The sequence below is a fragment of the Ancalomicrobiaceae bacterium S20 genome, from assembly GCA_040269895.1.
GTDB lineage: Bacteria > Pseudomonadota > Alphaproteobacteria > Rhizobiales > Ancalomicrobiaceae > Methyloraptor > Methyloraptor flagellatus.
The window spans coordinates 907,889-927,830 of record CP158568.1 but is presented as its reverse complement, the minus strand read 5'-3'; the positions used below and the strand labels follow the sequence as shown (position 1 = coordinate 927,830).

Genomic DNA, 19,942 nt, shown 5'->3' with positions numbered 1-19,942 from the left:
ACCGCCGTGCGGGAATGTCGAAGACGGATTACGCCGCCTGGTCCTTGTCGGCATTGGCCTGGATGACGCGCGCGAGCGCGCCACCCGGGGCCGCGATGACGGACGCGAGCTTGGCCGCCGGCTGATTGATCATGCCGGCGATCTTGGCGCGCAGTTCGTCCAGCGACGGCAGGGTCGCGAGCGCCTTGACCCCATCGGGGCTCAGCGCCTGCGTGCCCATGCCGCCACCGAGGATCACGAACTTCTCGTTCGCCTTGGCGAACTCCGCACAGACCTTCGTGGCCGCGACCGGATCGCTCGACGAGACGATGACGGTCGGACCCTTGAAGAGATGCGCGATCGGTTCGAGATCGGTGCCTTGAAGAGCCAGTTTGGCGAGACGGTTCTTGGCCACTTTGACCGAGCCGCCAGCCGCCCGCGCCTTGCCGCGCAGGTTGGTCATGTCGGCGACCGTCAGGCCCGCGTAGCCGGCCACGACCACAACGCCAGTCGTCTTGAACTGGACATTGAGGGTCGAGACCAACTCGCGCTTTTCCGCTCTATCCACGGACTGCCTCATTTGCCTTTGGCCGTTGGGCGCGAACCCCATCGACCGGTTTCGGGGGTGCCGCCCCGCCCCTCGCCCGCCTCGGGGATACCCCCTCGGCCGGATCGGATCGGATCGGCGCTGGTCTTCCTGTCCCCTCCGGCCGCGGGTCCGGTCGCCCGGTCGACGGCAAAGGCGTCACGGTTCGAACGCATCGTCCGGAACGCATGCGCGTCCCTTCGGAAAACTTTCTCACCCGTCTAGTGCAGGCTCCCTTGGCGAGACGTCTTCGCGACACGCTCGCCCGGACTTAAGCCGGTCTCCCGGCACCTGCAGTCTCGGACAGGAACGGAACGGCCGGCCGTGAGACCGGATCGCTCCGCTTCCCCGCCCGGGCGAACCCGGGCGGAAACTGAAGTCCCTCCCCGCCTTGTCGGCGCGGAGGGAGAAAAATCACGCCTGCGGCGCGGTGACCGACGACGGGTCGATCTTGACGCCCGGCCCCATGGTCGAGGACACCGACACGCGCTGGACGTAGGTGCCCTTGGCGCCGGTCGGCTTGGCCTTGATGACCGAGTCCGCGAAGGCGCGGATGTTCTCGATCAGGGCTTCGGTCGTGAACGACTTCTTGCCCACGCCGGCATGCACGATGCCCGCCTTCTCGGCACGGAATTCGACCGCGCCACCCTTGGCGTCCTTGACGGCCTTGGCGACGTCCATGGTCACCGTGCCGACCTTCGGGTTCGGCATCAGGCCGCGCGGGCCGAGTACCTTGCCGAGACGGCCGACCAGCGGCATCAGGTCCGGGGTCGCGATGCAGCGATCGAAGTCGATCTTGCCGCCCTGGATCTCCTGCACGAGCTCTTCGGCGCCGACGATGTCCGCGCCGGCGGCCTTGGCCTCGTCGGCCTTGGCGCCCTTGGCGAACACGGCGACGCGCAGCACCTTGCCGGTGCCGTTCGGCAGGTTGCAGACGCCACGGACCATCTGGTCGGCGTGACGCGGATCGACGCCGAGGTTGAACGCGACCTCGATGGTCTCGTCGAACTTGGCGGTCGCGCGATCCTGCACCAGCTTCACGGCCTCCTCGAGGCCATAGAGCTTGACGCGGTCGATGCCCTCACGGGTCTTTGCAATACGCTTGGCGATCTTCGGCATGATCTTACTCCGTGACCCGGATGCCCATCGAGCGCGCCGAGCCTTCGACCATGCGCATGGCCGCCTCGACGTCGTTCGCGTTCATGTCGCGCATCTTCTTCTCGGCGATCTCCTTGACCTGGCTCTTGGTCACGGAGGCGACGAAGGTGCGGCCCGGAGTCTTCGAGCCCGAACCCGGCTTCTTCGGCGTCGGCAGCTTGGCCGCCTGCTTCAGGAAGAACGAGGTCGGAGGAGTCTTGATCTCGAAGGAGAAGCTCTTGTCCGTGAAGTAGGTGATGACGGTCGGGCACGGCGTGCCCTTCACCATCTCCTGGGTCTTGGCGTTGAAGTCTTTGCAGAACGCCATGATGTTGAGACCGCGCTGGCCGAGCGCCGGTCCGATCGGCGGCGACGGGTTCGCTGCACCCGCCGGCACCGTGAGCTTGATATAGCCCTGGATCTTCTTCGCCATTCCTGGCTCCTCGTGTCATGCCGGCCGGGCGAGGCCCTTGACCGGCGGTTCGGGAGTTGGCGGTCGGATCTCCCGGAGCCGGCGAATGGCCGACCGGTCGATCTCCCGCCCGTCCGTCTCCCGCTCCGGCCAAAGCCGAAACGAGCCTCCGGACGACTCGATTCGGCGCATCCACCACCCCTCCCCACCGTCCTCGTCGGATCGGCCGGGGATGAGCGACGGTCGCGCCGCCTTCCCGCGCGGACGTCGCCTCACGACGCATCCGCACGAAACTCTTCACTCGTCAGATCTTCTCGACCTGTCCGTACTCCAGGTCGACCGGCGTCGCGCGCCCGAAGATCGACACCGCGACCTTGAGACGCGACCGCTCCTCGTCGACCTCCTCCACCACGCCGTTGAACGACGCGAACGGGCCGTCCGACACCCGGACGTTCTCGCCGACCTCGAACGAGACCGACGGCTTCGGGCGTTCCACGCCTTCCTGCACCTGCTGCAGGATGCGCATCGCCTCGTTCTCCGAGATCGGCATCGGCTTGTTGTCGGCGCCGAGGAACCCGGTGACCTTCGGCGTGTTCTTGATCAGATGGAACGCCTGATCGGTCAGGTCCATCTTCACCAGGACGTAGCCGGGGAAGAACTTGCGCTCGGCGTCGACCTTGCGGCCGCGCCGGACTTCCACGACCTTCTCGGTCGGAACCAGGATCTGCTCGAACAGATGCGAGAGCCCCTGCTGGGAGGCGCGATCGCGGATCGATTCGGCGACCTTGTTCTCGAAATTCGAGTACGCGTGGACGATGTACCAGCGCATGGCCATGGATGTCAGTCCGTCCGTCGTCAGCTGCCGAGACCGAGGACGAGGCTGACGCCCCAGCCCATCAACTGGTCCGCAAGGAGAAAGAAGAGGCTCGCGACGAAAGCCATCACGAACACCATGGCGGTCGTGATCAGCGTCTCGTTCCGGGTCGGCCAGGAAACCTTGGCGACCTCGGTACGAACCTCTTGAAGGAAGGTGAAGGGATTGGTCTTGGCCATCCGCCGCTCACGACAGGCAGGCGCGCGGGATCGGAACGTCCCACGCGCCGGCTAGGAATGTGTCACTTAATGCTTTCACGCGCCGTACACAAGAGCAAATCGACTGGCAGGGGCAGTAGGACTCGAACCTACGACCCTCGGTTTTGGAGACCGATGCTCTACCAACTGAGCTATACCCCTTCAGTCGAACCGCGCCGCCTCGCGGCAGCGCGACCCTCGGCCCCGGCGCGCGGGGTTCGGACGCGGACATAGACCGTGGCCGCGCATTTTGCAAGCGAACGATCGGCCGAGATGGGGATAACTATCGATACCCGCGCCGAAACCAGAGACCACGGCGGACGCCAGGGGCCCCGGCGGACGAGGGTCGCGGGCGCGCGCCCTCCCCGCGGTCGGTTCTCTTCGGTCCGCGCGAGCGGCGCACCTGAATTCACGGGCCCTCAGCGCGACAGCCGCACCACCAGCGGACCGGTCGGCCCCTTGGTACACTTGAGCGTCAGGGAGAAGTCGGCAAAGTCGTTGTCGCCGCCGTCCTCCCAATTGTCGGTCTGCCCCGACGAGGTCGAGCAGTCGCCGGTGCTCTTGCGGAACTTCGCCGCGTTCGGATCGTCGCTCCACGACGTCACCGGATTGATCCGCTTGCCGTAATAGGTCGTGTCCTGATAGGCGATCATGTAGTAGCCGTAGGTCTGGTACGGCTGGATCGTAATCGTCTTGCTGTTTCCGATCGGCGGCGTGTAGACCTTGGTCGACGTGTAATTATATCCATTCAGCGTATAGTCGTAGTCGAGCAGCAGAGACTGACTGATCACCTTGCCATCGGCATCCTTGGTGAAGAAATAGATCTGCTTGTCGAATGCGCCTTTGGCACTGACCGTCGATGCGGTGAGCGTGGCTATGCCCTGGCTCTGTTCCGCCAGCGCGGTCGACGAGACCGCGATGTCGAGCGAGGTGATGCCCGCCATCGACAGGAACGCCGGCTTGTACTTGGCCGTCACGCTTCCCTTGATCGAGCTCGCGTTGGGATTGGTGAAGGTCGGAATATCGACCTTCAGCGCCGGATCGAAGGTCCGGCTGGAGAACACCTGCAGGGCGACGGCATTGTTCGGCACGGTCGTGGTCTTGAAAGCCGACAGGACGGACAGATCCATCGCGTCCTGCACCTGCCGGCGCAGCGAGCCCATCCGATTGAAGTCGACGAAGCCGCCCGTCGCGGAGGCGACGATGGGAACGGTCAGCGCGAACACGACCACCACGTTGCCGCGGCGGTTACCCCATAACTTCTTGAACGTATCGAAGCCGAGCATGGTCCGAAATCCTGTAATTTCGGCATCAACCCTACGTCAGCGTCATTTAAAGTTTCTGCGGAACAATGCTTAAAATTATACGCAATATCTAAATTGCAGCGCCTCGCCGATATCAAAGGTGCAACGACACTCTTTGCGCTCCACGCGGATCCCGCAGAACGAAAAGCCCGCCGGCGAGCGCCGGCGGGCTTTCCATGTCGATTACCATGCGGACGAAACGCCCGCCGAGATCGTCAAGCGATGATCTTGGCGACGACGCCGGCACCGACGGTGCGGCCGCCTTCGCGGATGGCGAAGCGGAGCTTCTCTTCCATCGCGATCGGCACGATCAGCTCGACCACGAGCTTCACGTTGTCGCCCGGCATCACCATCTCGGTGCCTTCCGGCAGCTGCACCACACCCGTCACGTCCGTCGTGCGGAAGTAGAACTGCGGACGGTAGTTGCCGAAGAACGGCGTATGACGGCCGCCCTCTTCCTTCGTCAGGATGTAGGCCTCGGCCTCGAACTTCGTGTGCGGCGTCACCGAACCCGGCTTGCACAGCACCTGGCCGCGCTCCACGTCCTTGCGCTCGATGCCACGCAGCAGCGCGCCGATGTTGTCGCCCGCCTGGCCCTGGTCGAGCAGCTTGCGGAACATCTCGACGCCCGTGCAGGTCGTCTTGCGGGTCGGACGGATGCCGACGATCTCGATTTCCTCGCCGACCTTGACGATGCCGCGCTCGACGCGACCCGTCACGACCGTGCCGCGACCCGAGATCGTGAACACGTCTTCGACCGGCATCAGGAACGGCTGGTCGACCGGACGCTCCGGCTGCGGGATGTACTCGTCGACGGCCGCCATCAGCTTCAGAACCGCATCGCGGCCGAGCTCGGGGTTGCCGTTGTTGAGCGCTTCCGTGGCCGAGCCGCGGATGATCGGGATGTCGTCGCCCGGGAACTGGTACGACGACAGCAGCTCACGGACCTCGAGCTCGACGAGCTCGAGCAGCTCCGGATCGTCGACCATGTCGCACTTGTTCAGGAACACCACCAGCGCCGGGACGCCGACCTGACGGGCGAGCAGGATGTGCTCGCGGGTCTGCGGCATCGGGCCGTCGGCGGCCGAAACGACCAGGATCGCGCCGTCCATCTGCGCCGCGCCCGTGATCATGTTCTTCACGTAGTCGGCGTGGCCGGGGCAGTCGACGTGCGCATAGTGGCGGTTCGTCGTCTGATACTCGACGTGCGCCGTGTTGATCGTGATGCCGCGCGCCTTCTCTTCAGGCGCAGCGTCGATCTGGTCATACGCCTTGAACGTCGCGCCACCCGACTCCGCGAGCACCTTCGTGATCGCAGCCGTCAGCGACGTCTTGCCGTGGTCGACGTGACCGATCGTGCCGATGTTGCAGTGCGGCTTGTCGCGGTTGAATTTCTCTTTGGCCATTGCCTGGTCCCCGGTGGGATAGTCGGTTGAACTCGCGCGAGCCGAGCCGCGCCGCCGTTAATGCGTGCGGCTCTTTATGGGATTTCCCGCGACAGAGCAAGGGCCGATCCGTGCGCCTGTCACGGATCGGAAATGAAGGATAATCGAGGCATCGCGCCGCTGATCGGCAGGGTCGGCGGCAACGTCGAACCCCGAGATCGGCGCCCGCGCCGAACCTCGAGATCGGCGCTCGCGCCGCCCGGTTCAGATCGCGGCTTCGACCATGATCTCGACATCGAGCCCCGGCGAGGCGAGCCGCGCCTCGACGGTGGCGCGCGCCGGCGTCTGGCCGGGCACGACCCACGCGTCCCAGGCCTCGTTCATCTCGGCCCAGGTGTCGATGTTGGTCAGCCAGATGTTGGCCTTCAGGATCTTGGTCTTGTCGGTCCCGGCCTCGGCGAGCGTCTCGTCGATCTGGGCGAGGATGTCGGCGGTCTGTTCCTTGACCGACTGGCCCTTGGCCGCCTCGGCGACGTAACCGGCGAGATAGACCTTGTCGCCGTGGATCACGGCGTGGCTCATGCGCGGACCGGCGCCGATTCGCTTGATGGTCATGATGTCTCGTCCTTGGGAGCCCTGAGGCAGGCGGCGATCGTTCAGGGAGCGCCGGCGCCCGAGGTGTCTCGGAAAGTGAGCGTCTCGGAAAAGAGCGTCTCGGAGGGTTGGAGCGGGTAGCGGGAATCGAACCCGCGTATTCAGCTTGGAAGGCTGCTGCTCTACCATTGAGCTATACCCGCATAGGCCGCCCCTATGTGCGACAGCGCGGCCGTCATTGCAAGACCTGCACGAGCAGCGATGCACAAGCGGCATGCCCGCCAATGCCCTCGCGAACCGCGCCCGAGGCAGTACGCGACGCGACGAACCGCATCGGGAGCCTTGCCTGATCTGATCGGAAGAGAATGGTGGGGGAAGTAGGACTCGAACCTACGAAGGCTTAGCCAGCGGATTTACAGTCCGCCCCCTTTGCCGCTCGGGACATTCCCCCATTCGAGTGCGGCCGTTTGGGGCCGGTCCCGATGTGGCGCGTGTTATGGCGACCGGGGTTCCCCGTGTCAACAGCCCAAATGCATCGATCCGTGAAAGGCGTGGAGCATCCGCCCTGCCCTGTGGATGAAGTGCGCCCGGCCGCGTTCGCGCACCACGGGGACGGCAGGTTGCCCGTCCTCGACAGGATCGAGCAAGGCCGCACCGGTTCCGGACCGCATCGGTTATGGGCGGCACCGGTTCCGGGCGGCGCGTCGCGCAAACGGACGCGCGGCCGTTGCCCGCCTGCCGCGCCCGGTCTATGACCTCGGCTTCGAGCCTCGAGGAACCGCCCCTTGTCCGACGACCATTCCGACGACCACTCCGGCAACAGGCGCCCGCCGCGCGCCGATGGCGCCCGCTTCGCCCGCGCCGGCCGGCATCCCTCCAAGCCGCCTGTGCATCAGAGGCGCAAGGGACGGCCGGGATCGGGCGCGCCCGACGGTCGCGTGTTCCTCTATGGCCTGCACACGGTCGAGACCGCGCTCGCCAATCCCGAGCGCGTCGTGCATGCGATCTATGCGACGCGCAACGCCCTCGCCCGGCTCGCCGAGCGCGGTGTCAATTTCCCCGTCGAGCCGCAACTGGTCGAACCGCGCTGGATCGACGCCCGCGTCGGCGAGGACGCGGTGCATCAGGGCATCCTGATCGAATCGAAGCCGCTGGAGCCCGTCGCGCTGACCGATCTCGGCCGCGCCAGGCTCGTGCTGGCGCTCGATCAGGTCACCGACCCGCACAATGTCGGCGCGATCATGCGCTCGGCGGTCGCGCTCGGCGCCGACGCGCTGATCACGCCCTCGCATCATTCGCCGGACGAATCGGGCGTGCTGGCCAAATCGGCCTCCGGCGCGCTCGACCTGATCACCCATATCGAGGTGGTCAATCTCGCCCGCGCGCTCGGCACGCTGCGCTCGGAAGGCTTCCGGGTCATCGGCCTCGACAGCGAGGGCCCGGCCGATCTCGAAGGCACCGAGGTCGGCGCCCGCACGGTCGTCGTGCTCGGCGCCGAGGGCAAGGGCCTGCGCCCGGTGACGCGCGAGGCCTGCGACGCGCTGGCGCGCATCGACATGCCCGGCGCAATCAAGTCGCTCAACGTCTCCAACGCCGCCGTGCTGTCGCTCTATATCGTGCGTGCCAAGCAGGCCGCCGCCAAGCAGGCAGCCTCGGGGACGTAATCGAACCGATGCGGAGACGCCGCGCCACGCGCCGCAGCGCGACCGGCGCGAACGGGTTTATCGCCGCCGACGCATGTGCTAAGCGGACGTCGACGCCGGCTTAGCACAGCGGTAGTGCAGCGGTTTTGTAAACCGAAGGTCGGGGGTTCGATCCCCTCAGCCGGCACCATCACGCGGCGATTCATCGGCAAGAGTCGCAGCGCGGTCGCCTCGCATGGTCGCTCTATCGCCTCGCACGTCCAGCCCCCCGGGCATGGCCGGCCTGCCGAAACCAGATGTGCAAAGGGCGCCGATCCGGTCGGGTCCGCATTGACGGCGGCGGTCGATCTGCGCAGACACCTGTCCGGATACTGACGACGACATCGCGACACATCCGGCGGCTAACATCGGGTCGCCAGCGCGCGCGGGCGCATATGAACGTGGGGGATCTCCGGGTGAACAAGACCACGACCATCGCCGTCGGCAGCCTGTTCGTCGGCATCATCGTGCTGGCGCTCAAAGGCGTCGCCTACTGGCTGACCGGCTCGGTCGCCCTGCTCTCCGACGCGCTCGAGAGCACCGTCAATGTCGCGACCGCGGTCGCCGCCCTGATCGCGATCAAGGTCGCCGAGCAGCCCGCCGACGACAACCACCCCTACGGCCACCACAAGGCCGAGTTCTTCAGCGCCGTGCTCGAAGGCGTGATGATCATCGTCGCCGCGCTGCTGATCATGAACGAGGCCTACAAGGGCTTCCTGGCGCCGCATCCGCTCGATGCGCCGATCGAGGGCCTGCTCGTCAACGGTCTCGCGACCGGCATCAACGGCGCCTGGTGCTGGGTCCTGATCAGCCGCGGCAAGCGCCTGCGCTCGCCGGCGCTGGTCGCCGACGGCCATCACCTGCTCTCGGATGTCGTCTCCTCGGGCGGCGTCGCCGTCGGCGTGCTGCTGGCGGTCGTCACCGGCTGGGCCGTGCTCGACCCGCTGCTCGCCGGCATCGTCGCCCTCAACATCCTGTGGTCCGGCTGGAAGGTGACCAAACAGTCGCTGAGCGGCCTGATGGACGAGGCGGTCGACGCCGATGTGCTGCGCCGCATCCGCGAGATCATCGGCACGGAGGCGACCGGCGCGCTCGAGGCCCACGATCTGCGCACGCGCCATGCCGGCAAGGCGATCTTCATCGACTTCCATCTGGTCGTGCCCGGCCAAATGGCGGTCGTCGATGCCCACGCGATCTGCGACCGCATCGAGACCGCGCTGAAGGCCGACGTCGATGCAGCGATCATCACGATCCACGTCGAGCCGGAGAACAAGGCCAAGCACTCCGGCGTGCTGGTGCTCTGAGCCCCTCACCCGACCGGAGCCCGATCCCGAACGAGCGACCGCGTCACCCCGTGCGGCTGCCGGTCCAGCCGAGCAGCCGCATCGCATTGGCGGTCACCAGCACGGTCGCGCCGGTATCGGCCAGGATCGCCGGCCACAGGCCGGTGATGCCGAGCACCGTCGTCGCCAGGAACACGGCCTTGAGGCCGAGCGCGATCGTGATGTTCTGGCGGATGTTGGCCATCACGGCACGCGACAGCGCGATCATGTCGGCGATGTCGAGCACGCGACCGTGTAGCACCGCCGCGTCGGCCGTCTCCAGCGCCACGTCGGTGCCGCCGCCCATGGCGATGCCGATATCGGCCGCGGCGAGCGCCGGGGCGTCGTTGATGCCGTCCCCGACCTTCGCCACCCGTTCGCCGCGCGCCTGCAGCTCGCGCACGATCGCCTGCTTGTCGTGCGGAAGCAGTTCGGCGCGCGGCTCGATGCCGAGCTGGGCCGCGATCGCCTGCGCCGTCGCGCGATTGTCGCCGGTCAACATGACCGGCGTGACGCCGGCGGCCTTCAGCGCATCGATGCCCTGGCGCGCATCGGTGCGCGGCTCGTCGCGCAGGGCGATCAGCCCGAGCGCGCGGCCGTCGGCGACCAGCACCGAGACCGATTTGCCCTCGTCGGCCCGTGCCGCGACCAGCGCCTGCGCCGCGGCGTCCAACGGGGCGAGTTCCGATGCGGCCGCAGCCGAGCCGAGGAAGGCGACCCGCTCGCCGATGCGGCCCGCGACGCCCTTGCCGGCGACCGCCGCAACGGCCGTCGCCGCCTCCAACGCCAAGCCGCGCCTCGCGGCTTCGGCCAGGATCGCGGCCGCGAGCGGATGGCTCGATCCGGCCTCGATGGCGGCGGCGAGGCGAAGCACCGTCTCGGCACTCGCATCGTCGAAGCCGGTGACGTCGGTGACCTTCGGCCGCCCTTCGGTCAGCGTGCCGGTCTTGTCGAGCGCCATCGCCGTGACGCGGCCGACCGTCTCCAGCACCGCGCCGCCCTTCATCAGCAGCCCGCGCCGCCGCGCCCGCCGACAGGCCGGCCGCGATCGCCGCCGGCGTCGAGATCACCAGCGCGCAGGGGCAGCCGATCAGCAGGATCGCGAGGCCCTTGTAGATCCAACCGCTCCAGTCGCCATCGACCAGGACCGGCGGCGCGACCGCCACCAGCGCGGCGACCGCGACCACGCCGGGCGTGTACCAGGTCGAGAACCGATCGATGAAGCGCTCGGTCGGCGCCTTCTTCTCCTGCGCCTCCTCGACCAGCTTCACGACGCGGGCGATGGTGTTGTCGGCTGCCGTCGCCGTGACGCGGACGCGCAGCAGCCCGTCGCCATTCACGGTGCCGGCAAAGACGCCGTCGCCGGCCGTCTTGCGCTTCGGCACGCTTTCGCCCGTCACCGGGGCCTCGTCGATCGCGCTTGCGCCCTCGAGGATGGTGCCGTCGGCCGCGACCCGGTCGCCGGGCCGGACCACGATCGTGTCGCCGATCGCGAGCGCCGCGGCCTCGATCTCCTCGATCCGCCCGCCGCGCTCGATCCGCGCGGTCGCGGGCACGAGCCTGGTCAGCCCCTGGATCGAGGCCCGCGCCCGCGAAGCGGCGACGCCCTCCAGCAGTTCGCCGACCAGGAACAGGAACACGACCGTCGCCGCCTCCTCCGTGGCACCGATCACGATGGCGCCGGCGGCGGCGATGGTCATCAGCATCTCGATCGAGAACGGCGTGCCCGCGAGCGCGGCCATCACGGCCCGGCGCGCGATCGGCACGATGCCGACCGCGATCGCGACAAGGAAGGCAGCGAACCCTGACTGCGGCAGGACATGGCCGATGCCGTAGGCCGCGACGAGCGCGAGCCCGCTCGCGATCGTCAGCCGTGCCTTCGGCGTCGCCCACCACGGCCCATGGGTCGGGCCATGGTCGTGCAGATGGCCATGGAGCCCGGCCGGCTCGCGCGCCGACGTGGTTGCTCCATCATCGTGCCCATGATGGTCGCGGGGATGGCCGGTCTCGCCGTGAGCGTGATCGTGATGGTCGTGAGCGGGGCGATCATGCCCCGCGTGGGAGCAATCATGGCCTCCGTCCTCGTGGGCGTGGTCGTGGCCATGATCATGCCCCGCGCAACCCGGCCCGTGGACATGTGAATCCGGCTTCGCCCGCTCGGGAAGCGGTGACAGGCCGCCCGCGAGCGGCGCGGTCTTGTAGCCGAGCCCGTCGATCTTGCGCGCGAGCGCCGCGAGATCGGCCTCCGGGCCGTGCATGACGGCCAGCGTCCCCGCCGTCACCGACACAGCCACATCCGAGACGCCGGGGACGCGCCGCGCCGCACGGTCGATCTTCTGGGCACAAGAGGCACAATCCATGCCCTCGACCCGGAAGCGGGTGGTCAGTTCCGTCGCCATCACGGTCTCCTTGAGTCTGATCGGCGGAGACCGTACATCCTCTAGCGACTAGAGGAGCAAGCCCTGTCATGACCGGTGTACCGATCGGCGAGGCCGCGCGCGCGAGCGGCGTCAAGGTACCGACCATCCGCTACTACGAGCAGGTCGGCCTGCTGCCCGAGCCGCCGCGCAGCGACGGCAACCGGCGGCTCTACGACGCGACCCACCTGAAGCGCCTTGCTTTCATCCGCCATGCGCGCGAACTCGGCTTCGAGGTCGACGCGATCCGCACCCTGCTCGATCTGCAGGACAATCCGGGCCAGTCCTGCTCGCCGGCCGATTCGATCGCGCGCCGGCGCCTGCAGGACGTCGAAGCCCGCATCGAGCGGCTGCTGGCGCTGAAATCCGAGCTCACACGCATGATCGACGGCTGCGGCCACGGCACCATCTCCGACTGCCGGGTCATCGAGGTGCTGACCGACCATGCGCAGTGCGAGCATGATGCACACTGAACCGGCCTCCGGCCGCCGACCGCGGCACCATGATGGCCTGCCGAAGGCGGGCTTCACCGGAAATCAACGCGCCGAGGGGATGCTGCCGCACCGTTCGGCCAACGAGATCCGACATGGCAACCGTTCATGAAAGCACGAAACCTGGTCGGCCTGCCGACGCCCGGCAAAGCCTGCCGGATGGGGCGGTGCTCGCCTGCTTCGCCGCGCTGGGCATGGCGACCCTCGCCTACGACCTTGCCATCGGTCTGCCGTTGCGGATCGCCGACCATAACTGGCTCGGCATGGACTTCGTCAACATGTGGTTCGGCGCCCGCCTCGCTTGGGCCGGTGATTTGGCGACCTTGTTCGACTGGCCGCGCTACATGGCCTATGTGCGCGGGATCGCCGGGCCGGACTATCCGCTGCACAACTGGTCGTATCCGCCGCATGTCCTGTTGTTCGTCTGGCCGCTCGCCCGGCTGGACTACGGCCCCGCGCTGCTGCTCTGGAACGGGCTCGGGTATCTCGCCTATGCGCTGGCGCTCCGGACGCTGTTCGCAGCCCGCGCGATCCGTCCCTCCCCCATGCGATTCGCATTGGCGTTCGTGGCCCCCGGCGCGATCGCCAACATCGTCTTCGGCCATGTCGGCCTGTTCGTCACGGCGCTGTTCGCGGCCGGCATGGCGTGGCGCGATCGCCGTCCGTGGCTGGCCGGACTGATGTTCGGCCTGATGACCATGAAGCCGCATCTCGGCGCGGTCGTGCCGATCCTGCTTCTCGCCGAGCGTCGCTGGACGGTGATCGTGTCGGCCGGCCTGTCCACCGCGGTCCTGGTGGCGATCACCTCCGCGGTGTTCGGCTGGTCGGTGTTCCCGGACTATCTGCGTCAGGTCGGTCCGGTTCAGACCGCGATTCTCATGACCGAGGTCGGTCTTGAGCACCTGTCCCCGACCTGGTTCGCCGGCATCCGCACCTGGAACCTCGCGCCGGAATGGGGCTGGCCGGTGCTCGCCGTCACCGCGCCGCTCGGCATTCTCGCCGTCGTTCTGGCGGTCAGGCGCGACCTGCCGCCGGTGCGGCGCGATCTGGTCATCGCATTGGCCGCCTTCATGGTGACGCCCTACGCCTTCCTCTATGATCTCGCGCTGACCGTTCCCTTTCTCGCGGTCTATCTCGGCTTGGCGTCGACCTCTCGCGCGCGGACGTTGGCCGTGCTCGCACTGCTGAGCCCCCTCCTGCCACCAGTGACAACCCATTTGCCGATTCCACTGACGCCGATCATCCTGACTGCCATGCTGGTCGAGGCCCTGTTCGGCGAAGCGCTGTCCGATGCCGCCGCCGGAGCCGACACCCCCGCCGGATCGGATCAGCGCGTGCGGGCGTAGACGCGCGTCCCGAAGGCGAGCGCGGCGCCGAGCGCCGCACCGAGCGGCAGCGTCAGGTGTCCGGTGTAGACGAGCCCCTGCCCGACCAGCCGCCACAGTTCGATGTCATCGACGCCGGTGCCCGCGCCTTCGGTCAAGGCGGTGATGCTGCGGAACGCGAGCGTAGCGATCACCAGACCCGGCACATAGGCGGCGACGAACGCGACGATGCCCGCAGCCAACCCGCCGACCACGGAGATGCGCGTCGCGGTCACGGCGAGAAGCGGCCAGACCAGCACGGTCGCAGCCGTCGAGGCGGCGCCGACCACCAGCGCGTAAGGGGTGGTGAGGAACACTTCCGCGATCAGGAAGGCCGCGAAGCCGAGCACGGCCGCGGCCAGATTGCGGCTCTTCACCCGCAACTCCGGCGTCGGCACCGGTCCCCAGCCATCGTCCTCGTCATCCTCGACCTTCATGCGCGCCCCGCCGCCTGCCTCGCCGCCCTGCGGGCGAGATCCCTTGTCCCAAGGCGTAGGCCGAACCTGCCGTGCCGTCCATCGGGAATAGTCCCGGTTCGCGCGGGCAGGGCCGTCGGCCACCGGCGCTCAGCGCCACAGGACGGTCAAGCGGCGCCTCGGCATTCGGCGTTCAGCACGCAGCACTCAGCACTCAGCACTCAGCACTCCGGCACGTTGACCGCGAGACCACCCTGCGAGGTCTCCTTGTACTTGGAGCCCATGTCGCGACCGGTTTCGCGCATGGTGCGGATCACCGAATCGAGGCTGACCTTGTGCGTGCCGTCGCCGCGCAGCGCCAGCGAGGCGGCATTGATCGCCTTGATCGCGCCGAAGGCGTTGCGCTCGATGCAGGGGATCTGCACGAGGCCGCCGATGGGATCGCAGGTCATGCCGAGATGGTGCTCCATGCCGATCTCGGCCGCGTTCTCGATCTGGGCGTTGCTGCCGCCGAGCGCGGCGCACAGCCCCGCCGAGGCCATCGAACAGGCGACGCCGACCTCGCCCTGGCAGCCGACCTCGGCGCCCGAGATCGACGCATTCATCTTGAACAGCCCGCCGATCGCGGTCGCGGTCAGAAGGAAGACGCGCACGCCCTCGTCCGTCGCATCCGGACAATGGTCGCGGTAGTAGCGCAGCACCGAGGGCACGACGCCGGCCGCGCCGTTGGTCGGCGCGGTCACGACGCGGCCGCCGCTCGCGTTCTCCTCGTTGACCGCGATCGCATAGAGGCTGACCCAGTCCATCACCTCGTGCGGCGGCCGGATGTTGCGCTCCCGATCGGCGGCGAGCCGCTCGGCGAGCGCCTTCGCTCGCCGCTTGACCCTGAGCCCGCCCGGCAGTTCGCCGCCGGTGCGGATGCCGCGATCGATGCAGGCGAACATCGATTGCGCGACCCCCGTGATATGGCGATCGACCTCGGCCTTCGGCCGGCGCGCACACTCGTTGGCATAGACGATCTCGGCGATGCTGCGGCCCGACGACAGGCCCATGCCGAGCAGTTCCGCGCCCGAGCGATAGGGGAACGGCAGCCGCACGTCGTCCGCGCCGGCGCCTTGCGTATCGCCGTCGCGCAGCACGAAACCGCCACCGACCGAGTACCAGATCTCCATCAGGAGCGTTTCGCCGCTCACATCGAGCGCCGCGAAGCGCAGCGTGTTCGGATGGACCGGGGTCTGCCCCTCGTAGTCGAACACGACGTCGACGGTCGGATCGAAATCGATCGCCGAACCGTCCGGCAGCGTCAGCCGCTTGTCGGTCGCCAGACGCTCGACGAGACCGTCGGCCTCGTCGGGGTCGACGGTGTCGGGCAATTGCCCCGCGAGCCCGAGCACGACCGCCTTGTCGGTGCCGTGGCCGCGACCGGTCCAGGCGAGCGAACCGTAGAGCCGCGCCTCGATCCGCGCCGTGCGGCCGAGGAGACCGCTGCCGGCGAGCGAGGTGACGAAGGCCTGGGCCGCGCGCATGGGCCCGACCGTGTGCGACGACGACGGGCCGATCCCGATCTTGAACAGGTCGAAGGCGCTGATCATGCCGGTTTCGCGTGCCCCTCTGGTGCGAACGGCCGAACCCGTTCCGCGTGCTTGGCCGGCGCCCGTCCGCGCCGTGCCCGCAAACAAATATCGCCTTGTGGCGAACCACTGTTCTTCAGGCGACATTCGTTTCGCAGCCGCCCTCACATCCGAGAGAAGACGACAGCGGGATTCGCCGCAAGGCAAATCGTCGGCCCGATGGACGCAGGACCGATCCACGTGGCAGCGAACGATGCAACCCCAGTCTCTCGAGACGCGAACCCCGGCGTCGCCGATGGCGAACGCCGGGGTTCGGATACGTCGGAGTGACCGTGCGCTCAGGCCGCGTATTCGAGCACGGCCTCGCCGAGGAACGCGTGCACGTAAGGCGCAAACGATCGCCAGCACTCGATGTGGAAGCGGTCCGCCGCCTGCCGCCACAGCACGATCTCGACCTTGCCGAGGAGCGTGCGCGTCGCCATGCCGACCGGGAATGCCGCGAGGCTCAGATCGAGCGGGCAACCGGTGTTGAGCGCCGCCTCGACGCGGCTGCCGGCGAACACCATGCCGACATTGCGATGCGAGACGTCGACCAGCGAATGCGCCTCGCCGGCGGCCGCCGCCACCGTCGCGGCGATCGCCGGGCCCTCGTCGCCGAGGCCGAGGATCAGCCACTCGTCCGGCCCGATGCGCAGCGTCGCCCGCGTGCCGGCGACCTGCGCCTGATTGAGCGGCTGGCCGAAGTTGACGCCGAGCGCGGTGCCGACATTGGCCGCGGCCGTCTCCGGGCCGCGGAACACGAAGACCGGGCGCGGTCCGACCGGCTCGAGCGTGTGCCGCGTGCCCTTGGGCCATGCGGCGAGGCCGTCGAGGGCCCCCTTGCGGGCGAGAGCGTCAGCCATGGAGGCGCTTCCCTTCCTTGTCGTAGAAGATCGGATCGACCACCGTGACCGCGATCGAGCCCTGCGGCATCGGCACATAGATGGTCTCGCCCATGCGGGCGCGGCCGCGTTCGACCTGCGCCAGCGCGATGCCATGGCCGAGCACCGAGGAGTGGTAGGCCGAGGTCACGTGACCGATCGCATGCGTACCCGCCGGCGGATCGTTCATCTCGGTGATCTGCGCGCCCTCTTCGAGCACCACCTTCGGATCCTTGGCGACGAGGCCGACGATCTGCTTGCGGTTGGCGGCCTTGAGGTCCGGGCGCTCCAGACCGCGCTTGCCGACGAAGTCGCGCTTGGCCTTGCCGACGGCCCAGCCCACGCCCGCCTCGTCCGGCGTCAGCGTGCCGTCGGTGTCCTGGCCGACGATGATGTAGCCCTTCTCGGCGCGCAGCACGTGCATCGCCTCGGTGCCGTAGAGGCAGCCGCCGGCCGCCTCGACCGCCGCGACCAGCTTTTCCCAGACCGCCGCGCCGAACTCGGCCGGCACGTTGATCTCGTAGCCGAGCTCGCCGGTGAAGCTGACCCGCCAGAGCTTTGCCCCGACGCCGAGGATCTCGACGTCGCGCACGCTCATGTGCGGGAACGCCTCGTTGGAGAGGTCCACACCGGGCAGGAACTTGGCCACGATCTCGCGCGCCTTTGGTCCCTGCACCGCGAACACCGCCCACTGTTCGGTGGTCGAGGTCAGCCAGACCTTGAGATCCGGCCATTCCGTCTGCAGGTAGTCCTCCATCATCGCCAGCACGCGCGGCGCGCCTCCGGTCGTGGTGGTGACGTGGAAGCGGTCCGCCGCAAGGCGCGCGATGACGCCGTCGTCGTAGACGAAGCCGTCGTCGCGGGTCAGGATGCCGTAGCGCAGCCGCCCAGGCTCGAGCTTGAGGAACGGATTGACGTACATCCGGTTCAGGAACTCGGCCGCGTCCGGCCCGACCACCTCGATCTTGCCGAGCGTCGAGGCGTCGAACAGACCGACGGTCGAGCGCACCGTCTTGCACTCGCGGGCGACCGCGGCATGCATGTCCTCCCCGGCCTTCGGATAGTACCAGGTGCGCTTCCACTGCCCGACGTTCTCGAACGGCGCGCCGCGGCCGACCGCGAACTCATGGCTCGGCGTCTTGCGGATCGGATCGAACAGATCGCCGCGCGCCGTCGAGGCCAGGATGCCGAAGGTCGTCGGCGTGTAGGGCATGCGGAAGGTCGTCAGGCCGACCTGCGGGATCGACCGGTCGAGCGCGGTCGCGGCGATCGCGAGCGCGTTCATGTTGGAGGTCTTGCCCTGGTCGGTCGCCATGCCGGTCGTGGTGAACCGCTTGACGTGCTCGATCGACTTGAAGCCCTCGCGCACCGCGAGCTTGATGTCCTTGGCGGTGACGTCGTGCTGGAAGTCGACGAAGGCCTTGACCTTGCTCGGGTTACGGCCGTGCGGCACGACGCCGAGATGGCTGCCGGCGGGCGCGGTCGCCCCGCTCGCATCGAAGGTCTTCTTGAAGCCCGAGCCGAAGCCGGCCGCCTTCGCGGCCTCCGATCCGGCCGCATAGCCGTCGTCGATCACCGCCGCGAGGTCGGTGAGGCCGCGACAGGCGCCGGCCGAGCGCTCGTGCTCGTGGCTCTTGCCCGGCAGGTAGGTCGAGGTCGCCGCATCGAAGGCGAGCTTGCCGCGCGACTGCGAGAACAGGCTGACGTTGGGCGTCCAGCCGGCGGAGTTGAGCACGAGGTCGCAGGGGACGACGTCGCCGCTGGTGACGTCGCCATTCGGCTTGACCCGGCCGATCTCGACCGAGGTGACGCGCTTGCCGCCCGAGGTCGAGCGGATGGTCGCGCCGGTCTCGACCCGGATGCCGGCGGCGCGCGCCTTGGCCGTCAGCGCCCCGCCCTCTGAGCGCAGATCGACGATCGCGGCGATCTCGACGCCGGCAGCCTTGAGATCGAGCGCCGCCAGATAGGCCGTGTCGCAGGCCGTGAACACCACCACGCGCGATCCGGCCTTGACGCCATAGCGGTTCAGATAGGTGCGGCCGGCATCGGCGAGCATGATGCCCGGCCGGTCGTTCTCCGGGAACACCAGCGGCCGCTCGATCGCGCCGGTCGCCAGCACGACCTGCTTGGTGCGCACCTGCCACAGCCGCTCGCGCGGGCTGTTGCGCCCGGGCGTCGCCAGATGGTCGGTGATGCGCTCGGCAAGCCCGATCATGTTGTCGGCGTAGTAGCCGAACGCGGTCGTGCGCGGCAGGCAGGTCACCTTGTCGGAGAGCGCCAGCCCCATGAAGATGTCGGCCGACCAGGTCCGCGCCGGGCGGCCCTCGATCTGGGCTTCGGTCTCGGCGAGCAGCGAACCGCCGAACTCGGCCTGTTCATCGACGATGATGACCTTCGCCCCGGCCTCGGAGGCCGCGAGCGCGGCGGCGAGGCCGGCCGGCCCCGAGCCGACCACCAGCACGTCGCAATGGGCGTAGCGATGCTGGTAGCGGTCGGGATCCGGCAGCGTCGGCGGGTTACCGAAGCCGGCGGCGGCGCGGATGTTCGGCTCGTAGACCGACTTCCAGAACGACCGCGGCCACATGAAGGTCTTGTAGTAGAAGCCCGAGGCGAGCAGCGGCGAGGCGAAGCCGTTGATCGCGCCGATGTCGAAGTCCAGCGACGGCCAGCGGTTCTGGCTCTCGGCCTTCAGGCCCTCGTAGAGCTCGACCTGGGTGGCGCGCAGGTTCGGCGTGGTGCGCGCGGTGTCGCGCACCACGGTCACCATCGCGTTCGGCTCCTCGGACCCGGCGCTGACGATGCCGCGCGGCCGATGGTACTTGAACGAGCGGCCGACCAGATGGATGCCGTTGGCGAGCAGCGCCGAGGCGAGCGTGTCGCCCTTGACGCCCTGGAGCGGCTTGCCGTCCCAGGTGAACGACACGGGCTTCGAACGGTCGATGCGGCCGCCTGAAGCGGTGCGGAACGAGCCGGTCATCGGGCGGCCTCCGTCTGGGCGGCGGCGAGCGCCTCGAGGTCGGGCTTCGGCTCGCCGACCTTGTAGGTCATGACGAACTTGTCGGTGACGGTGTGGCGCACCGCATTGAAGAACCGCGCGCAGCCATGGACATGGCGCCAGCGCTCGGCGATCAGGCCCTTCGGATTCGAGCGCAGATAGAGGAAGTTCGCCATGTCGGCGTCGGTCGCAGTCGCCGGATCGGGACGCGCGATATGCGCCTCGCCCATGTTCCGGAACTCGATCTCCGGCCGCGACCCGCAATAGGGACAGGTGATCAGAAGCATGGGGTCCGA

General features: G+C 68.2%; 17 protein-coding genes, 4 tRNA genes and 1 pseudogene. 5 read left to right on the top strand and 17 right to left on the bottom strand.

Annotation, left to right across the window (positions count from 1 at the left end):
* Positions 1-28: 28 nt before the first annotated feature.
* The 11 genes from rplJ to ABS361_04400 all read right to left on the bottom strand — a co-directional run bounded on the left by rplJ (position 29) and on the right by ABS361_04400 (position 6,919).
* Entirely contained in the window at positions 29-547 is a 519-nt protein-coding gene (gene rplJ / locus ABS361_04450) for a 50S ribosomal protein L10 (GenBank protein XBY45537.1), read from the bottom strand.
* 432 nt (positions 548-979) lie between these two features.
* Positions 980-1,684, bottom strand: a complete 705-nt coding sequence (gene rplA, locus ABS361_04445; GenBank protein ID XBY45536.1) for a 50S ribosomal protein L1 — start codon at positions 1,682-1,684, stop codon at positions 980-982.
* Between the two features lie 4 nt (positions 1,685-1,688).
* On the bottom strand, positions 1,689-2,135 hold the full coding sequence (rplK, locus tag ABS361_04440; protein XBY45535.1) for a 50S ribosomal protein L11: 447 nt from the start codon (positions 2,133-2,135) through the stop codon (positions 1,689-1,691).
* A 283-nt stretch (positions 2,136-2,418) separates the two neighbouring features.
* Positions 2,419-2,949 (bottom strand): transcription termination/antitermination protein NusG, encoded by a 531-nt coding sequence (nusG, locus tag ABS361_04435; GenBank protein XBY45534.1) that lies wholly within the window; start codon positions 2,947-2,949, stop codon positions 2,419-2,421.
* Positions 2,950-2,969: 20 nt separating this feature from the next.
* The gene (gene secE, locus ABS361_04430; GenBank protein ID XBY45533.1) at positions 2,970-3,167 is read right to left on the bottom strand and encodes a preprotein translocase subunit SecE; all 198 of its coding nucleotides are present in this window, start codon (positions 3,165-3,167) and stop codon (positions 2,970-2,972) included.
* A gap of 104 nt (positions 3,168-3,271) precedes the next feature.
* Positions 3,272-3,347 (bottom strand) — tRNA-Trp (locus ABS361_04425).
* A 257-nt stretch (positions 3,348-3,604) separates the two neighbouring features.
* A complete protein-coding gene (locus ABS361_04420) occupies positions 3,605-4,471 on the bottom strand; it encodes a pilus assembly protein TadG-related protein (protein XBY45532.1) in 867 nt (288 codons plus the stop codon).
* A 233-nt stretch (positions 4,472-4,704) separates the two neighbouring features.
* Positions 4,705-5,895 (bottom strand): elongation factor Tu, encoded by a 1,191-nt coding sequence (gene tuf / locus ABS361_04415; protein XBY45531.1) that lies wholly within the window; start codon positions 5,893-5,895, stop codon positions 4,705-4,707.
* 243 nt (positions 5,896-6,138) lie between these two features.
* Entirely contained in the window at positions 6,139-6,489 is a 351-nt protein-coding gene (locus ABS361_04410) for a RidA family protein (GenBank protein ID XBY45530.1), read from the bottom strand.
* Positions 6,490-6,597: 108 nt separating this feature from the next.
* A tRNA-Gly gene (locus tag ABS361_04405) sits at positions 6,598-6,671 on the bottom strand.
* Positions 6,672-6,834: 163 nt separating this feature from the next.
* Positions 6,835-6,919 (bottom strand) — tRNA-Tyr (locus ABS361_04400).
* A gap of 334 nt (positions 6,920-7,253) precedes the next feature.
* Between ABS361_04400 and ABS361_04395 the strand changes: the two genes are divergently transcribed.
* The 3 genes from ABS361_04395 to ABS361_04385 all read left to right on the top strand — a co-directional run bounded on the left by ABS361_04395 (position 7,254) and on the right by ABS361_04385 (position 9,454).
* Positions 7,254-8,132: an RNA methyltransferase gene (locus ABS361_04395; GenBank protein ID XBY45529.1), complete on the top strand. Its 879-nt coding sequence runs from the start codon at positions 7,254-7,256 to the stop codon at positions 8,130-8,132.
* Between the two features lie 94 nt (positions 8,133-8,226).
* Positions 8,227-8,301: transfer RNA gene (locus tag ABS361_04390), tRNA-Thr, on the top strand.
* A gap of 265 nt (positions 8,302-8,566) precedes the next feature.
* Positions 8,567-9,454 (top strand): cation diffusion facilitator family transporter, encoded by an 888-nt coding sequence (locus ABS361_04385; GenBank protein ID XBY45528.1) that lies wholly within the window; start codon positions 8,567-8,569, stop codon positions 9,452-9,454.
* A 43-nt stretch (positions 9,455-9,497) separates the two neighbouring features.
* On the opposite strand, the pseudogene ABS361_04380 reads toward ABS361_04385, so the two are convergent.
* Positions 9,498-11,871 (bottom strand): annotated as a pseudogene (locus tag ABS361_04380) (heavy metal translocating P-type ATPase).
* Between the two features lie 68 nt (positions 11,872-11,939).
* On the opposite strand from ABS361_04380, the gene ABS361_04375 reads away from it, so the two are divergent.
* Together ABS361_04375 and ABS361_04370 are read left to right on the top strand one after the other, a co-directional pair.
* Entirely contained in the window at positions 11,940-12,362 is a 423-nt protein-coding gene (locus ABS361_04375) for a helix-turn-helix domain-containing protein (protein ID XBY45527.1), read from the top strand.
* Positions 12,363-12,475: 113 nt separating this feature from the next.
* Positions 12,476-13,726, top strand: a complete 1,251-nt coding sequence (locus tag ABS361_04370; GenBank protein XBY45526.1) for a glycosyltransferase family 87 protein — start codon at positions 12,476-12,478, stop codon at positions 13,724-13,726.
* Here ABS361_04370 and ABS361_04365 read toward each other — a convergent pair.
* From ABS361_04365 to ABS361_04345, 5 genes are all read right to left on the bottom strand, one after another.
* Entirely contained in the window at positions 13,708-14,181 is a 474-nt protein-coding gene (locus ABS361_04365; GenBank protein ID XBY45525.1) for a hypothetical protein, read from the bottom strand. The two genes, ABS361_04370 and ABS361_04365, sit on opposite strands and share 19 nt — an antisense overlap.
* 200 nt (positions 14,182-14,381) lie before the next feature.
* A complete protein-coding gene (locus tag ABS361_04360; GenBank protein XBY45524.1) occupies positions 14,382-15,752 on the bottom strand; it encodes an L-serine ammonia-lyase in 1,371 nt (456 codons plus the stop codon).
* A 317-nt stretch (positions 15,753-16,069) separates the two neighbouring features.
* Positions 16,070-16,633 carry a sarcosine oxidase subunit gamma family protein gene (locus ABS361_04355; GenBank protein XBY45523.1) on the bottom strand — a complete coding sequence of 188 codons (564 nt, stop codon included), beginning with the start codon at positions 16,631-16,633 and terminating at the stop codon, positions 16,070-16,072.
* A complete protein-coding gene (locus tag ABS361_04350; protein XBY45522.1) occupies positions 16,626-19,628 on the bottom strand; it encodes a sarcosine oxidase subunit alpha family protein in 3,003 nt (1,000 codons plus the stop codon). Before ABS361_04350 ends, ABS361_04355 begins: the two co-directional genes overlap by 8 nt.
* Positions 19,625-19,933 carry a sarcosine oxidase subunit delta gene (locus ABS361_04345; GenBank protein XBY45521.1) on the bottom strand — a complete coding sequence of 103 codons (309 nt, stop codon included), beginning with the start codon at positions 19,931-19,933 and terminating at the stop codon, positions 19,625-19,627. Before ABS361_04345 ends, ABS361_04350 begins: the two co-directional genes overlap by 4 nt.
* Positions 19,934-19,942 lie beyond the last annotated feature (9 nt).

Coding starts and splice junctions, on each gene's coding strand:
- rplA (XBY45536.1), bottom strand. CDS start 1,684: ATGCCGAAGATCGCCAAGCGTATTGCAAAGACCCGTGAGGGCATCGAC.
- rplK (XBY45535.1), bottom strand. CDS start 2,135: ATGGCGAAGAAGATCCAGGGCTATATCAAGCTCACGGTGCCGGCGGGT.
- nusG (XBY45534.1), bottom strand. CDS start 2,949: ATGGCCATGCGCTGGTACATCGTCCACGCGTACTCGAATTTCGAGAAC.
- secE (XBY45533.1), bottom strand. CDS start 3,167: ATGGCCAAGACCAATCCCTTCACCTTCCTTCAAGAGGTTCGTACCGAG.
- ABS361_04420 (XBY45532.1), bottom strand. CDS start 4,471: ATGCTCGGCTTCGATACGTTCAAGAAGTTATGGGGTAACCGCCGCGGC.
- tuf (XBY45531.1), bottom strand. CDS start 5,895: ATGGCCAAAGAGAAATTCAACCGCGACAAGCCGCACTGCAACATCGGC.
- ABS361_04410 (XBY45530.1), bottom strand. CDS start 6,489: ATGACCATCAAGCGAATCGGCGCCGGTCCGCGCATGAGCCACGCCGTG.
- ABS361_04375 (XBY45527.1), top strand. CDS start 11,940: ATGACCGGTGTACCGATCGGCGAGGCCGCGCGCGCGAGCGGCGTCAAG.
- ABS361_04370 (XBY45526.1), top strand. CDS start 12,476: ATGGCAACCGTTCATGAAAGCACGAAACCTGGTCGGCCTGCCGACGCC.
- ABS361_04365 (XBY45525.1), bottom strand. CDS start 14,181: ATGAAGGTCGAGGATGACGAGGACGATGGCTGGGGACCGGTGCCGACG.
- ABS361_04360 (XBY45524.1), bottom strand. CDS start 15,752: ATGATCAGCGCCTTCGACCTGTTCAAGATCGGGATCGGCCCGTCGTCG.
- ABS361_04355 (XBY45523.1), bottom strand. CDS start 16,633: ATGGCTGACGCTCTCGCCCGCAAGGGGGCCCTCGACGGCCTCGCCGCA.
- ABS361_04350 (XBY45522.1), bottom strand. CDS start 19,628: ATGACCGGCTCGTTCCGCACCGCTTCAGGCGGCCGCATCGACCGTTCG.
- ABS361_04345 (XBY45521.1), bottom strand. CDS start 19,933: ATGCTTCTGATCACCTGTCCCTATTGCGGGTCGCGGCCGGAGATCGAG.